Below are 14,479 nucleotides of genomic sequence, written 5' to 3' on the forward strand. Positions count from 1 at the left end.
ACGCCCGCCCGCACATTGGCGTGAGGCCGTGCAAAGGCGACAAGGTGGAGGGGCGCGGCCCCCGTCATCGCCGGGCCGTGCCGGGCGATGACGGGGGATGGCCGGGTTCATGGCTCGAAGATACGCGTCACATGGCCCATCTTGCGGCCGGGGCGGGCCTCGGCCTTGCCATAGAGGTGCAGATGCGCGCCCGGCTCGGCCAGAATCTCGTGCCAGCTATCGGCTTCGTCGCCGATGAGATTGGTCATCTCCACCCGCCCGAGCCGCTCCACCGCGCCGAGCGGCCAGCCGGCAATGGCCCGCACATGCTGCTCGAACTGGCTCGTCACCGCGCCGTCCAGCGTCCAATGGCCGGAATTGTGCACGCGCGGGGCGATCTCGTTGACGATGACGCCCTGCGCGCCGTCCTCGACCACAAGGAACATTTCCACCGCGAACACGCCGACATAGCCGAGCGCCTCGCCGATGCGCCGGGCGATCTCGGCCGACACCGCCTCGACCGCCGGCGTCACATCCGCGGGCACGGTGGAGCGGTGGAGAATGTGGTGGCGGTGCTCGTTCTCCGTCACCTCATAGGCCTTGAACCGGCCATCCTCGCTGCGCGCGGCGACCACGGAGACCTCGCGCTCGAACGGCACGAAGCCTTCCAGGATTGCCGGGTGACGCCCGATGGCGTTGAATGCGGCGGCGGCATCGTCGCCCTCGCGGATGATGACCTGTCCCTTGCCGTCATAGCCGAAGCGGCGCGTCTTGAGCACCGCCGGGCGGCCGATCTCGGCCAGCGCGGCGTCGAGCCCGGCCTCGTCGTTCACCTCCGCGAAGGGCGCGGTCTCGATGCCGAGGCGGGAGACGAAGGTCTTCTCGTCCAGCCGGTCCTGGGTGATGCCGAGCGCGCGCGCGCCCGGATGCACGGGCACGATGGCGCCGAGGAAGGTGGCGGTGTCGACCGGCACATTCTCGAATTCATAGGTGACGACGTCGACCGACGTCGCGAAGGCGCTCAGCGCGTCGAGATCGTCATAGGCCGCCTGCGTATGGGCGCTTGCCACGTCGAAGGCCGGGCTGCCGGCCTCGGGCGCGTAGATATGCGTCTTGAGCCCCAGCGGGGCGGCGGCAAGCGCGATCATGCGGGCGAGCTGGCCGCCGCCGAGAATGCCGATCGTGTCGCCGGGCTTGAGAATGCGGGGGGCGCTCATTCCGGCCGCTCCGCCACGGCGGCGGTCCGCGCCGCCCGCCAGGCGGCGAGCCGCTCGGCCAGCGCCGCGTCGGACAGGGCGAGCACGGCGGCGGCGATGAGGCCGGCATTGGTCGCGCCGGCCTTGCCGATGGCCAGCGTGCCGACCGGGATGCCGGCCGGCATCTGCACGATGGAATAGAGGCTGTCGATGCCGGACATCGCCTTCGATTCCACCGGCACGCCGAACACGGGAAGCGTGGTGAGCGAGGCAACCATGCCCGGCAGGTGCGCCGCACCGCCCGCGCCGGCGATGATCACCTTGTAGCCCGCGGCCTTGGCACCCCTGGCGAAATCGAACATGCGCTCGGGCGTGCGATGGGCGGAGACGATCCGGCAATCATGCCCGATGCCGAGCGCCTCCAGCGTCTCGGCGGCATGGCGCATGGTCTCCCAGTCCGACTGGCTGCCCATGATGATGGCGACCGGCTGTTCGCCTGCGGGCGCATCGTTCTGCCTGTTCCGGGACTGCCCGGCCGTCTCCCCGCTCATGCTCGCCCCGTTCCCCGCAAGAAGGTGCCTCCGAAAAGAAGGTATCTGTGAAAAGAAGGCGCGGATTATAGGAATCGCGGCCCCCGCGGCAAGGGCTGGATGGCCCGGCGCGCCCTTTCATTTCGCCGTGTCGCGGGTCGGTGGAGAGCGGCGGCATTCTTCCGGGCGGGCGATCATGCTTAACACGACCTTTACTTCATGACCCCACTGTACCCCGCGGGTTCACCCTCCGCCGGTTCCGGGTCTGTGGCGTCGCCGCTACGGCGCGCGGCGGATGCGACCATTATCGCGTTCGTGAGTTGAACCCGAGAGTGCTCGGGGCAGAAAAGAGATGGTCTCGCGCTCGAAGTCTTTGGAGCGGCGAGAGCAAGTGGAGAGCGTCATGTCGGGTTCAGGTGCGGATTTGGGCGGACACAGGCGGCGCCATCTCGCGGGCACGGCCTGCACGCTGCTGATGGGTGCGCTGGCGACGGCCGCCTTCATGCCCCCCTTCATGCCCGCTGCCTCCGCGCAGGAGTTTTCCGGCGCCCCGATCGCCACCGATCGCGCGGGCAACGGCACGGGCGATGCCGGACCGGCATTCGATCCCGCCCGTGCCGGCCTCGCCCATGCGGGGCAGGGGGCGGCGCCGCTTGTCGGCCCGGGCAACGTGCCCGAGCCGTTCGACATCAACCAGACCCGCACGCGCCGGCCCAACCCCGCCGCCAGCGCGGCGCTGGCCATGCAGGCGCCGGTTGCCGAAACCCATGTCGGGCCGGCGTCGGCGGCGCCCGCTGCGCCCGCGCTCGACGCCGCGCCGTCGGTCGGCCAGGGCGCGCCGGGGACGGGCGCCAGCACCCCCGCCACCAGCACTCCCGCCACCAGCACCCCATCTCTGTCGACGCCGCCGGCGCCGGCGCTCGGCTCGGGCACGCCCGAGAGCGCCCCGGCTGTCGCCGGCACCCCCGCTCCCGCTCCCGGCGTCTCCGTCGCCATCGCCGATCTGCTGGCCAATCATGCCGTGCGTTTCGCGGCCCGGGCGGGCGAGCAGCAGGCGCTGGCCAGCTTCTATGGCGCGCGCGCCAACCAGCCGCTGTTCACCGCCGGAACCGGCGTGTCCCCGATCGGCATCGCGGCGCTGGCCGCCTTTGCCGGCGCGGCCGCCGAGGGGCTGAACCCGGCCGACTACGCCATTCCCCCGCTGGCGGCGCATCCCTCGGATGCCGATCTGGCCGATTACGAACTGCGCATCGCGGCGACGGCGCTGCTCTATGCCCGCCATGCCCAGACCGGCCGGTTCGACCCGGCGCGCATCTCCAAGGATGTCGACCCGACCCTGACGCCCCCCGATCCGCTGGAGACGCTGTCCCTCCTCGCGACGTCGCCCAACCCGGCCGTGGCCTTCGCGTCCTTCGCGCCGCAATATGATGAGTACCGGCTGCTGAAGGCGCAGCTCGCCCACCTGCAGTCGCAGGCGCAGGCGCGCGCCGTTCACGCGGCCATTCCGCCCGGTCCCTCGGTGCGGCCGGGCGACCGGGATGCCCGCGTGCCGCTGCTGCGGTCGCGGCTCGGTCTGGCGCGGACGGCGGAGGAGAGCCTGTACGATCCCGCGCTGGTCGAGGCGGTGCGCCAGTTCCAGGCGGGCTCCGGCCAGAAGGCCGATGGTATTGTCGGCCGCGGCACGCTCGCCGCGCTCAATGCGGGGCAGGGCGACCGGGTCGCGGACATCATCGCCAACATGGAGCGCTGGCGCTGGCTGCCGCACAAGGTGGCTCCGGTCTATGTGATGGTGAACATTCCCGAATTCATGGTGCGGGTGGTGGTCAACGAGCAGACCGTGCACGAGACCCGCGTCGTGGTCGGCAAGCCGGAGAACCAGACGCCGATCATGTCGGAAGATCTGCAATATGCGGTGTTCAACCCCGCCTGGAACGTGCCGCCGGGCATCATCAAGAACGAGATGCTGCCCAAGCTGCAGGCCGACCCCTATGCGCTGGACCGGCAGGGCATTGATGTTGTGCGCAACGGGCGCATCATCGATCCCGGCTCGGTGGACTGGCGCCGCGGCTCGCAGGGCTATTCGTTCCGGCAGGCGCCGGGCGAGCGCAACGCGCTGGGGCAGATGAAGTTCATGTTCCCCAACAAGCACTCGGTCTATCTGCACGACACGCCGAGCCGCTCGCTTTTCTCCCGCGACTACCGCGCCTTCAGTCATGGTTGTGTGCGCGTGTTCGAGCCGCTGAAATTCGCCGAGGTGCTGTTCGATCTCGGCCTGCCCGGCGACAACTGGCCACAGCAGCGCATCGCCAAGCTGATCGGCGGCAATGAGAAGTACCTGACCCTGAAGCAGCGCTTCCCGGTGCATCTGGTCTACTTCACCACCTATGTCGATGCCGGCGGCAAGCTCGTCAGCCGCGAGGACCTTTACGGGATCGACGCGGCGACCAAGGCGGCACTCGGCCTCGACGGGCAGCGCCGCTTCGCGGACCGGGGCGGGCTCGCGCCGGCGCGCTGAAGCTGATCCAATCCGGCTGGCGGCGCAAAAGGCCGGCCTGATTCGCTGCGGTGCGGGAGTGTGTCGTTTTTGACGCAATGAACTGAAAAATGCAGGTCATTTCGGCTGAACATTACAAATTTGACAGACTGGCACTCTTTCGCCACAGTCACCTCCTAGCCAGCAAGGCAATAAGAGTGGGGGTTGGGGCGTAACGTCGTCTTAACCAAACCCGACAAGACTATGTTCACCATGTCCGGCGCGATCATGCGATCGTGTCGTCTCACGGAAACGTTCATCTTCGGGTTTCAGCTACGTGCGCATTCATCTCGCCCTCGGCTATCGTCCCGTCCTCAAGGCCGCCCTGCTCGCCGCAGCGGTGATGCTGTGCAGCACGGACCTGCTGCAGGATGCCGTGGCCAATGGCGACACCCGCACGATCAGCCTGCACCACGTCCATTCCGGCGAAAGCGCCACCATCACCTTCAAGAAGAACGGCCGCTACGACCCGGCCGCGCTGAAGCAGCTCAACGTCCTGTTGCAGGATTGGCGCCGCAAGGAGCCGACCAACATGGACCCGCGGCTGTTCGACATCGTGTGGGAGGTCTATCGCGACACCGGCGCCACCGACCCGATCCAGGTGATCGGCGGCTATCGTTCGCCCGAGACCAATTCCATGCTGCGGGCCCGTTCGCGCGGCGTCGCCCAGACCAGCCTGCACATGCAGGGCAAGGCGATGGATTTCTACATTCCCGGCGTGTCGCTGGCGAAGATCCGCGAGGCGGGGCTGCGGCTCCAGCGCGGCGGCGTCGGTTTCTATCCTACCTCCGGCTCGCCCTTCGTGCATCTCGACACTGGCGGCATCCGCCACTGGCCGCGCATGACCCGCACCGAACTGGCCCGCGTGTTCCCCGATGGGCGGACCGTGCATATCCCCGCCGACGGCAAGCCGATGCCGGGCTACGCGCTGGCGCTGGCCGATGTCGAGGCGCGCGGCTCCGAGCCCGGCGGCGCCGGTGCCGCCTTTGCCGGACTTTCCGGCGGCAACAATCCCAAGCCGCGCAAGAATCTCTTCGCCAGCCTGTTCGGCAAGGAAGAGGATGACGAGGACAGCGCGCCCGCGCCGGCCCGCAATGCGCCCGCTGCCGCCCGGCCCGCGCCGGCCGTGGTCGCCACGGCGGACGAAATCCCCGACACCGCCGCCTCCGACACCGCCGCACCCGAGGCCGATACCGGCGCGAGCACGCCGACGACGACTGCCCGCGCGGTGCCGCGCCCGACCCCCAATCCGCTCGGCCGCCTCGCCATGGCGCAGGCGGCGGTGGCGCCCGCTCCCGTCGAGCCCGCCGCCGTTGTGTCGGCTCCCGCGCAGGCCGCGGCGGCGGTTCCGCTGCCGCCGGCGGCTCCGCTGGCCGACCGCCAGGCGCTGGCGGCGCTCGCCGCCGCCGTGCCGCGTCCCCCGGTGCGCTCCGCGCCGCCCGCCGACGCGGCCGAGGCCATCGCCGCGCTTCCGGCGGCTGCCGCGCCGCTCGCCGTCGTGGCCAGCGCCGGTACCGCCGCGCCGCGCCCGCCGGCCCGGCCCGGCGAGATCAATGGCCTGCCCGAACTGATCGTGCGCGGCACCGAGGGAGGTGGCCCGGCACTGGCCTATGCCTCGGCCACAGCCGGCGACATTTTCCCCGCGACCCATGCCCAGCCCGGCCGGGCGCCGGCACCCGCCGCCGGCGCCCACGCCACGGCGCCGCCGCGCGCGGCGGGCGCGAGCTACACGCGGGACATGCAGGCGGATATTCGCCGCCTGTTCAACGGCCCCACGGTCGCCCGGACGGCGGAACTGCGCACGCCGGAACTTCGCCGCTTCGCCGCCTTCGTGGCGCCGCCGCGCCAGGTGGTGGCCGGCGGCTTCGGCAAGGACGGCTCGAACGGCCTGTCGACCACGCATTTCACCGGCGCGGCAGTGGTCGCGGTGCCCGTCGTGGCGATGATAAGCGGCCCGGCGCCGCTCGCCAGAAAGCTCTGATCAAGCTCTGATCCCGATCGGATCCCGATCGGATCCGTCGAATTTCCGCCGCACCGGAGCGCTGCTCCGCAGGCGGGGCAGCGCCCCGAGCGCGCGTCCGATACCCACCGATCCCGGATCGGCGCGCGGCCGACCGGGAGGTTGGGAAGGCGCGGCTTCCGCCTCAGTTCGGCGAGACCATGCCCAGCGCCTGCAGATAGAGGTCGACGATCGCCTCGTGCTCGGCCCGCTGGTCGGCATCCTGCTTGCGGATCTTGAGAATCTCGCGCAGCGCCTTGACATCGAAGCCGGTGCCCTTCGCCTCGGCGAAGACGTCCTTGATATCGTCGGCAATGGTCTTCTTCTCTTCCTCAAGCCGCTCGATGCGCTCGATGAAGGATTTCAGCTGCTCCTTGGCGAAACCGGCGGCGGCATCGGACAGCGGCTGGTCGTTGGGAATGTCGGACATGGTCTCTCCGGGGGCTCGGGCAGAGGCCCGGCGTCGTTGACGTGAATGGCCGGGGATGAGGAACGCAAGCGCCCGCGCGCGTCAAGCGCGACGGGCCCGATGGCCCTCGCCCGGGCGCGCTACACCCGCAATCCACCGACCGTGTGTCGCGCGCCGCGCGCCTTCCGTGGCGGATAGCCTTAGTGGCCCGGGCCGGTGAAGGCCGCCTTCTGCGCGGGGGTAGCCTCGCTCTGGTGGGTCGCCTTCCACTCCTCGTAGGGCATGCCGTAGACCACGAGGCGGCTCTCATCCTTGCTCACCGGCAGGTCGCGCTCGCGCGCCGCGTCGAGATACCAGTTGGCGAGGCAGTTGCGGCAGAAGCCGGCGAGATTCATCAGGTCGATATTCTGTACATCGGTGCGCGCCCGCAGATGGGCGATGAGCCGGCGGAAGGCGGCGGCTTCCAGTTCGGTGCGGGCCTTGTCGTCGAGTTCGGGCAGGTCGGACATGAGTGCCTCCGGGACACGCGCCACGCGGGCGCGGTTTTCGCTGTTCGATCGTTCACCGTCAGATAGGTGCGACGGGCCCGGTGCGCGAGCCGAACCAGGTGATGTCGTGCAGTTCGGGCCGTGCCAGCACGGCGGGGAGCAGGTCGGCGAGGCGCTCCGCCCATTCCGCCTGTCCCCGCGCATCGGCGATCAGGTCCTGGCGGATCTCGATCAGCGCATGCGGCAGGCCGCGCGCGGTGCCGTGGCGGAACAGGCAGTCATTGCGCAGGGCGCCGTCATAGGGCTCGTTGTCGCCGACGATGAGGTCGCCCGGCGCCTCCAGCGCCTCGATCAGCGGCCGGGCGAAGCGCGGGTCGTTGTCCCACAGCAGGGCGACGTGCCAGGGCCGGGGAACACCGCGCCACACCGGCGTGAAACTGTGCACCGAGAAGATCGCCGGGACGATGCCGGCCGTCCGCGCGCCGGCGATCTCGGCCTCGATGGCGCGGTGATAGGGCCGGTGGAAACGGGCGAGGCGCTGCTCCACCTCGGCCGCGTCGGCATGGCGGTTGCCCGGCACGACCGCGCCATCGGACAAGCGCATCACGAGGGTTGGGTCGTCCTCGCCGCGATTGGGATCGATCAGCAGGCGGGAGAAACAGGACAGCACGGCCGGGCTCCCCAGCCTTGCCGCGAGCCCCCGCGTCACGCCGGCGGCGCCGATATCATAGCCGATATGCCGTTCCAGTTCGGCAGGCGGCAGGCCGAGCGAGCCATAGGCCGGCGGGATGGCGTTGGACGCGTGGTCGCAGATGAGGAGGAGCCCGGGCCGGGCATCGCCAGCGATGCGCTCGAAGGGCGGAAAATCGTCCGGCCCCGGGGCGGAAGGGGCATCGGCAATGCCGGTCCCGGCTGTGTCCTGCGTCGGAAGGCGGCGCATATTTCCCCGTGTCGTGCGACTAAGTGTGTAGAGGATAGTGACGTGGCGTTTTGTGTGCCATAGGAATACGCCCGTTTGGCGTCGCGCGTCCCGGCCGGATTCGGGGTGTGTGCAACAATGTTGGTGCGGCGGGAAAAAACGCCGCGCAAGGCCCCGCAAGGGGCGGGGTAGGGACAGTTATGACCGATGCTGCGGCGCGTGCCTTTCTCGACAAGCTCTTCACCGCCGCCGTCGCGGCCGCCCACCCCGAGACCTGCCTTCCCCCCGCCCTGCCGCCTCCGCCGGCGCAGGGTCGGCTGATCCTGCTCGCGGCCGGCAAGGCTGCCGGCTCCATGCTCGAGGTTGCCGAGCGCCATTACCTCGATACGCTGGGCTTCGATCCCGCCCGGCTGGCGGGCATCGGCGTGGCCCGCCACGGCTATGGCCGGCCGACCCGGCGGCTGGAAATGGTCGAGGCCGGTCATCCCGTGCCGGATGCCGCCGGGCTTGCCGGCGCGCAGAAATCCATCGACCTCGCGGCCTCGGCCACCGCCGACGATCTCGTGCTGGTGCTGCTATCGGGCGGCGCCTCGGCCAACTGGATCGCCCCCGCCATGGGCGTGGAGCTGGATGACAAGCGCGCGCTCACCCGCGCGCTGCTGCGCTCGGGCGCCAATATCACCGAGATCAACACGGTGCGAAAGCATCTCTCCCGCATCAAGGGCGGACGCCTCGCCGTGCTGGCGCAGCCCGCCCGCGTGGTGACGCTCGCCATTTCCGACGTGCCGGGCGATGACCCCGCGGTGATCGGCTCCGGCCCCACCGTGCCCGATCCGTCCTCGCTCGCCGAGGCGCGCGACGTGCTGGCGCGCTATCGCATCGACCCGCCGCCTTCGGTCGCGGTGGCGCTGCGCGACAGTGCCAATGAATCGCCCAAGCCCGGCGATGCCGCCTTCGCCAATGCCGAATATCACCTGATCGCCCGCCCGGCCGACAGCTTCGTTGCGGCCGAGCAGCTGGTGCGCGAGGCGGGGCTGGAGCCCATCCTGATCGGCGACAATCTGGAAGGCGAGGCGCGCGAGGTGGCGGCCGAGCAGGCGGCGCTGGCACGGGCGCTGAAGGCGGATGGCCGGAGCGCGGTTCTGCTCTCCGGCGGCGAACTTACCGTCACCATGCGGGGGCAGGGGCGCGGCGGGCCGAACCAGGAATTCGCGCTGGCGCTGGCCGTCGCGCTCGACGGGGCTTTGGGCATCCACGCGGTGGCGGGCGATACGGATGGCACGGATGGCGGCGGCGGCGATGCCAGCGATCCGGCCGGCGCCTATGTGACGCCCGACACGCTGGCGCGGGCCGCGGCGGCCGGTCTCGATCCTGCCGCCTTTCTCGCCAATAACGATTCCACTGGTTTCTTCGAGGCTTTGGGCGATCTGCTGACGCCGGGACCCACCTGCACCAACGTCAATGATTTCCGCGCCGTTTTCGTCGAGAACTGAGGGTATTGCGGCGGCGGGCCGGCGCGGCATGAAGGCCGGGCGCGGCCTGCTTCTCGCTGCGTCGCTGGCGCTTGTGCTGGCGGCTCTTCTGCCGCGGCCGGCGGCGGCCGATTTCCGCATGTGCAACCGTTCCCCCAGCCGCGTCGGCATCGCGCTCGGCTACAAGGACGGCAATACGTGGTCGACGGAAGGCTGGTGGAATATCGGTCCCAATAGCTGCGAGACGCTGCTGCGCGGCGATCTCGTCGCCCGGTTCTATTATGTCTACGCGATTGACTATGATCTCGGCGGCGAATGGTCGGGCAAGGCCTTCATGTGCACCCGCGACAAGGAGTTCACCATTCGCGGCATCGAGGATTGCCTGGCGCGCGGCTATGACCGCACCGGCTTCTTCGAGGTGGATACCCAGGAACAGAAAAGCTGGACGGTGCAACTCACCGAGCCGGCGCAGAAGACGGCGGCCCAGCGCGGCGCCGTCGCCCATCCCCCGCCGCAGAAGAAGCCCTGAGGGCAGGTCGGCCGGACGGGCGCGCCGGATCGACGCGGCGCAATCCTGATGCAGCAAGATCCTGACGCAGCAAGGCTTGCCGGATCGGCGGGCAAAAGTCGATCGGCACGGCGCGATGCCAAGTCCGTGCCGGATGCGGGTGCGCGTCGACACCTGAGCCTGCCGGTGGGCCGAGGTTTGTCTCTCGCATCCGCATGAAAAAATCCCGGCAACGGCACGCGGGCCATTCCGGGATCTGTCTTCATTGGCCGAATTGGTCCGCCCGCGATGAGGCGGCCGGTGCGCCTCAGTCGATCGGCAGCGCGGTGAAGCGGATCTGCCCCTGCGGGTCGCTCATCATCAAAAGAGCGGAGCGGCGGCCGTCCTTTTTCAGCGCGGCGAGCCGCTTCTCGATGTCGGCTGGCGTTGCCGCCGGCTCCTGGTTCACCTCGACGACAAGATTACCTTCGGCGATGCCGCGTTCGGCGGCGGGGGTGCCCTTGTCCACCGACACCACGACCACGCCCTTGAGCTCGTCCTTGATCTTGAAGCGGGTGCGCAACTCCGGTGTGAGCGGGGCGAGTTCGAGGCCGAGCAGCTTGCTGGTCTCCAGCTTCGGCGCCTCCGTCTTGGGCGCGCTCTCCTCGGGGGCGGCCTCAGCGGTTTCGCTCTCGTTCAGCCGGCCCACGACCAGCTTGAGCTTCTCCTCCTTGCCCTTGCGGATGACGACGACCTCGACCTCCTTGTCGACCGGCGTGTCGGCGACGATGATCGGCAGGGTGCGCATGTCCTTCACGTCCTTGCCGTCGAAGGTGACGACGACGTCGCCCGCTTTCAGCCCGCCCTTGGCGGCTGGGCCGTCATCGGCGACGGAGCCGATCAGCGCGCCGCGGGGCTTGCCGAGCGAGAGGCTCTCGGCGATTTCCGGCGTCACCTGCTGGATGCGCACGCCGATCCAGCCGCGCCGGGTCTCGCCGAATTCCTTGAGCTGGGCGATCACCGGGACGGCGGTATTGGAGGGCACGGCGAAGCCGATGCCGATCGAGCCGCCCGAGGGCGAGATGATGGCGGTGTTGATGCCGATCACCTCGCCGTCCATGTCGAAGAGCGGGCCGCCGGAATTGCCGCGGTTGATGGCGGCGTCGGTCTGCAGGAAATTGTCGTAGGGGCCCGAATTGATGTCGCGGTTGCGGGCGGAGATGACGCCCACGGTGAGGGTGCCGCCGAGCCCGAACGGGTTGCCGATCGCCATCACCCAGTCGCCGACGCGCAACGCGTCGGAATTGCCGAACTTCACCGCCTTGAGCGGCTTGCCGTCCTCCGGCTTCACCCGCAGCAGCGCGATATCGACCTTGGTGTCGCGCCCGACCAGTTCGGCCTTCAGCTTGGAGCCATCGGCGAAATTGGCGTAGATCTCGTCGGCGTCGGCGATGACGTGGTTATTGGTCACGATCAGCCCGGTCTCGTCGATGACGAAGCCGGAACCCAGCGAGGAGACGCGGCGCGGGCCATTATCCTCACCCTGCTGCTGACGGCGCTTGAAGAATTCTTCGAAGAATTCCTCGAAGGGCGAGCCGGGCGGCAGGTCCGGGGTCGGCACGCTGCGCGACGGCGCCACGGTCTGCGAGGTCGAGATGTTGACCACCGCGTCCATGATCTTCTCAGCGGTGTCGGCGACGGTGTCGGGACCCTTGGTGGCGGCGGCATGGGCTGGCAGGCCCGCCCCCGCGAGAGCGCTCGCGGCCAGCACACCCGCGACCAGCAGGCGCCGGGCGAGGCTGGCGAGCGAGCGGCCCGAGCGCGGGGCGAGGGCGTACGCGGCACGCTCATGCACGGCGTTGCCGGTCGGCTCGTTGCTTCGGCCCGCAGCCGCGATAACCGCCTGAATCATGGTGCCTCCTTCACGACGCGGAACAAGACGACACGCGCCGGCAGGGGCGCGCGATCCATCGTGATCGACGCTATCGCGGATGAGGACCGATGCAAGGCAAAAGCGCGCGAGCGTGGAAGCCCGCGCGCCATGCACGCGGCTTCAGCCGCGGATCACCCAGATGAGGAGGATGCCGATGATGGCGCCAACCAGGCCGCTGATGCGCATCGGCGCGTCCGGCAACTGGTCTATGGCTTCCAACGCCCGGCGCACCGCGCCGGGAGCTGCTGCCATCATCAGTCCTTCGATCACCAGCAGGAGTCCCAGCGCGACGACGAGATCGGACATCGCCGCGCCGGATCAGTTTGCCGGCGCGGGGGCGGCGGGCACCGGCGAGACCGGGGCGATGGCCGCCGGACCTGCCGGCGGCATCACGGCCACGTCGGGATTGTTGAAGAAGCGGAAGAAGTTGCTGTCGGGAGACAGCAGCATCCGCGTATCGCCGCTCTTCAGCGAGGCTTCATAAGCCTGCATGCTGCGGTAGAACTCGAAGAAGGACGGGTTCTGACCGTAGGCCTGAGCGAAGATCTCGTTGCGCTGGCCTTCGCCCTCGCCGCGCAGCTTGTCGGCCGCGGCGTTGGCCTCGGCGACGATGATGGTGCTGTCGCGGTCGGCGCGGGCGCGGATGGTCTGCCCCTGCTCGGCACCCTGTGCACGGATTTCCGAAGCCTCGCGCTGGCGTTCGGTCTGCATGCGCTGGAACACCGCCTGGCTATTGGCCTCCGGCAGATCGGCGCGACGGATGCGCACATCGATGACGCTGATGCCGAAGCCGGCAGCCTCGCGGTTCACCTGATCGCGGATGCGCGCCATCAGATTCTCGCGTTCGTCGCGCACCACCTGGATGAAGGTCGATTCGCCCAGCACCCGGCGGAGGGACGAGTTCAGAACGGTGGCGAGACGGGAATTGGCGCCCTCCACCGTTCCCACCGACTGGTAGAAGCGCAGCGGATTGGTGATGCGGTAGCGCGCGAAGGCGTCCACCACGAGGCGCTTCTGGTCGGAGGCGATCACTTCCTGCGAGGGGTTCTCGAGGTCGAGAATGCGCTTGTCGACCAGGATCACGCTGTCCACCAGCGGGATCTTGGCGTTGAGGCCAGGCTGCTCGATCACCCGCACCGGCTCGCCGAAGCGCAGAACCAGCGCCTGCTGGGTCTGGTAGACGGTGAACAGCGAGGAGTAGACGATGATGGCGACGATGGCGGCGAGAACCGCGAGGACGATCCCAAGATTGTTCTTCACTTCGTGGCTCCCTGGGCGGGGGTCGTCGCGGGCGTGCGCCGGTCAAGCGCGCTGAGCGGCAGATAAGGCACCACGCCCTGTCCGCCGGTGCCGGCGGACTGGTCGATGAGGACCTTGTCCATGCCGCCGAAGACACGCTCCATGGTTTCCAGATAGAGGCGCTGACGGGTGATGTCGGGCGCCTTCTGGTATTCGGTGAGCACGCTCAGGAAGCGCGAGGCCTGGCCGCGGGCCTCGATGATGGCGCGCTCCTTGTAACCTTCGGCTCCCTGGGTGATGCGGGCGGATTCACCGCGCGCCTCGGGCACCACGCGGTTGGCATAGGCCTGCGCTTCATTCTGCAGGCGCTCGGCATCGGCGCGGGCCGCCTGCACGTCGCGGAACGAATCGATGACCTGCTGCGGCGGGTCGACCTTCTGCAATTGCACCTGGGTGACGAGCACGCCGGCACGATAGGAATCGAGCGTGCGCTGCATCAGTTCCTGCACCGCCGTTTCCATGTTCTGGCGGGCGCCGGTAAGGATCGGCTGGATGTTGGTGCGCCCGACCACTTCGCGCATCGCACTCTCGGCGACCGCCTTGATGGTGCCTTCCGGGTTCTGGACGTTGAACAGGAAGTTGGCCGCGCCGATATCCTCGACCGAGCCGGCGGCAGCGGGCTTGACCATCCAGAACACCGCGAAGTCGACATCGACGATATTCTCGTCGCCGGTGAGCATCAGGCTCTCTTCGGCAACGTCGCGCGCGTTGGCGCCGCGGCGCGGGTCGTCACCCGTGCGGATGCCGATGTCGATGCGGTTGACACGCGTCACCTGGGGGGTGAGCACCGTCTCGATGGGGTAGGGAAGGTGGTAGTTCAGGCCCGGATTGGTGGTGGCGACGAACTTGCCGAAGCGCAGCACCACGCCCTGCTCGTCCGGCTCGACGCGGTAGAAGCCGGACACCAGCCACGCAACGATGGCGATGGCGAGAACCGCGATGACGCCCTTGCCGCTGCCGAAGCCGCCGGGCAGCGCCGTGCGCAGCTTTTCCTGGCCGCGGCGAATGAGGTCTTCGAGATCAGGAGAATTGGGTCCCGACGATTGCGGGCCATTACCCCAGGGACCGCGCGGACCACCACCCCATGGTCCACCGCTCTGGTTCTTCCACGACATTCCGCGGCCACTCCGTTTACGAGCCCGATCCGTCCGGGCTCGCAGATGCGGAACCGCCAGACATCACCGTGCAGCAAGAAACCCGTTGCCTCCCGGGCGAGAGACACGACGAGGCGGTTA

General features: G+C 69.2%; 13 protein-coding genes. 4 read left to right on the top strand and 9 right to left on the bottom strand.

Annotated elements, in window-relative coordinates; translation table 11 throughout:
- Positions 1-107: 107 nt before the first annotated feature.
- Together QOZ99_RS05685 and purE are read right to left on the bottom strand one after the other, a co-directional pair.
- On the bottom strand, positions 108-1,196 hold the full coding sequence (locus QOZ99_RS05685; RefSeq protein ID WP_306889030.1) for a 5-(carboxyamino)imidazole ribonucleotide synthase: 1,089 nt from the start codon (positions 1,194-1,196) through the stop codon (positions 108-110).
- Positions 1,193-1,648, bottom strand: a complete 456-nt coding sequence (gene purE / locus QOZ99_RS05690) for a 5-(carboxyamino)imidazole ribonucleotide mutase (RefSeq protein ID WP_306889319.1) — start codon at positions 1,646-1,648, stop codon at positions 1,193-1,195. The genes QOZ99_RS05685 and purE overlap by 4 nt, the downstream gene beginning before the upstream one ends.
- A 460-nt stretch (positions 1,649-2,108) precedes the next feature.
- On the opposite strand from purE, the gene QOZ99_RS05695 reads away from it, so the two are divergent.
- Both QOZ99_RS05695 and mepK read left to right on the top strand, forming a co-directional pair.
- Complete coding sequence (locus QOZ99_RS05695) at positions 2,109-4,220, top strand: L,D-transpeptidase family protein (protein ID WP_306889031.1); 2,112 nt, start codon at positions 2,109-2,111, stop codon at positions 4,218-4,220.
- A gap of 295 nt (positions 4,221-4,515) precedes the next feature.
- Positions 4,516-6,219, top strand: a complete 1,704-nt coding sequence (gene mepK / locus QOZ99_RS05700) for a peptidoglycan L,D-endopeptidase MepK (RefSeq protein ID WP_306889032.1) — start codon at positions 4,516-4,518, stop codon at positions 6,217-6,219.
- A 163-nt stretch (positions 6,220-6,382) separates the two neighbouring features.
- On the opposite strand, the gene QOZ99_RS05705 is transcribed toward mepK, so the two are convergent.
- The 3 genes from QOZ99_RS05705 to QOZ99_RS05715 all read right to left on the bottom strand — a co-directional run bounded on the left by QOZ99_RS05705 (position 6,383) and on the right by QOZ99_RS05715 (position 8,074).
- Entirely contained in the window at positions 6,383-6,667 is a 285-nt protein-coding gene (locus QOZ99_RS05705) for a DUF2312 domain-containing protein (RefSeq protein WP_306889033.1), read from the bottom strand.
- 179 nt (positions 6,668-6,846) lie between these two features.
- Positions 6,847-7,155: a DUF1244 domain-containing protein gene (locus QOZ99_RS05710; RefSeq protein WP_370876800.1), complete on the bottom strand. Its 309-nt coding sequence runs from the start codon at positions 7,153-7,155 to the stop codon at positions 6,847-6,849.
- Positions 7,156-7,213: 58 nt separating this feature from the next.
- Positions 7,214-8,074, bottom strand: a complete 861-nt coding sequence (locus tag QOZ99_RS05715; RefSeq protein WP_306889034.1) for an N-formylglutamate amidohydrolase — start codon at positions 8,072-8,074, stop codon at positions 7,214-7,216.
- A gap of 179 nt (positions 8,075-8,253) precedes the next feature.
- On the opposite strand from QOZ99_RS05715, the gene QOZ99_RS05720 reads away from it, so the two are divergent.
- Positions 8,254-9,546 carry a glycerate kinase type-2 family protein gene (locus QOZ99_RS05720; protein WP_306889035.1) on the top strand — a complete coding sequence of 431 codons (1,293 nt, stop codon included), beginning with the start codon at positions 8,254-8,256 and terminating at the stop codon, positions 9,544-9,546.
- A gap of 28 nt (positions 9,547-9,574) precedes the next feature.
- On the top strand, positions 9,575-10,054 hold the full coding sequence (locus QOZ99_RS05725) for a DUF1036 domain-containing protein (protein WP_306889036.1): 480 nt from the start codon (positions 9,575-9,577) through the stop codon (positions 10,052-10,054).
- A 286-nt stretch (positions 10,055-10,340) separates the two neighbouring features.
- Here QOZ99_RS05725 and QOZ99_RS05730 read toward each other — a convergent pair whose 3' ends face one another.
- From QOZ99_RS05730 to hflK, 4 genes are all read right to left on the bottom strand, one after another.
- The gene (locus QOZ99_RS05730) at positions 10,341-11,924 is read right to left on the bottom strand and encodes a DegQ family serine endoprotease (protein WP_306889037.1); all 1,584 of its coding nucleotides are present in this window, start codon (positions 11,922-11,924) and stop codon (positions 10,341-10,343) included.
- Between the two features lie 141 nt (positions 11,925-12,065).
- Entirely contained in the window at positions 12,066-12,251 is a 186-nt protein-coding gene (locus tag QOZ99_RS05735) for a DUF2065 domain-containing protein (protein WP_183190606.1), read from the bottom strand.
- Positions 12,252-12,263: 12 nt separating this feature from the next.
- Positions 12,264-13,205: a protease modulator HflC gene (hflC, locus tag QOZ99_RS05740; RefSeq protein ID WP_306889038.1), complete on the bottom strand. Its 942-nt coding sequence runs from the start codon at positions 13,203-13,205 to the stop codon at positions 12,264-12,266.
- Positions 13,202-14,359 carry an FtsH protease activity modulator HflK gene (hflK, locus tag QOZ99_RS05745; RefSeq protein WP_306889039.1) on the bottom strand — a complete coding sequence of 386 codons (1,158 nt, stop codon included), beginning with the start codon at positions 14,357-14,359 and terminating at the stop codon, positions 13,202-13,204. Before hflK ends, hflC begins: the two co-directional genes overlap by 4 nt.
- Positions 14,360-14,479 lie beyond the last annotated feature (120 nt).

Origin of the sequence: Ancylobacter amanitiformis, from assembly GCF_030814815.1 — a bacterium.
Classification (GTDB): domain Bacteria; phylum Pseudomonadota; class Alphaproteobacteria; order Rhizobiales; family Xanthobacteraceae; genus Ancylobacter; species Ancylobacter amanitiformis.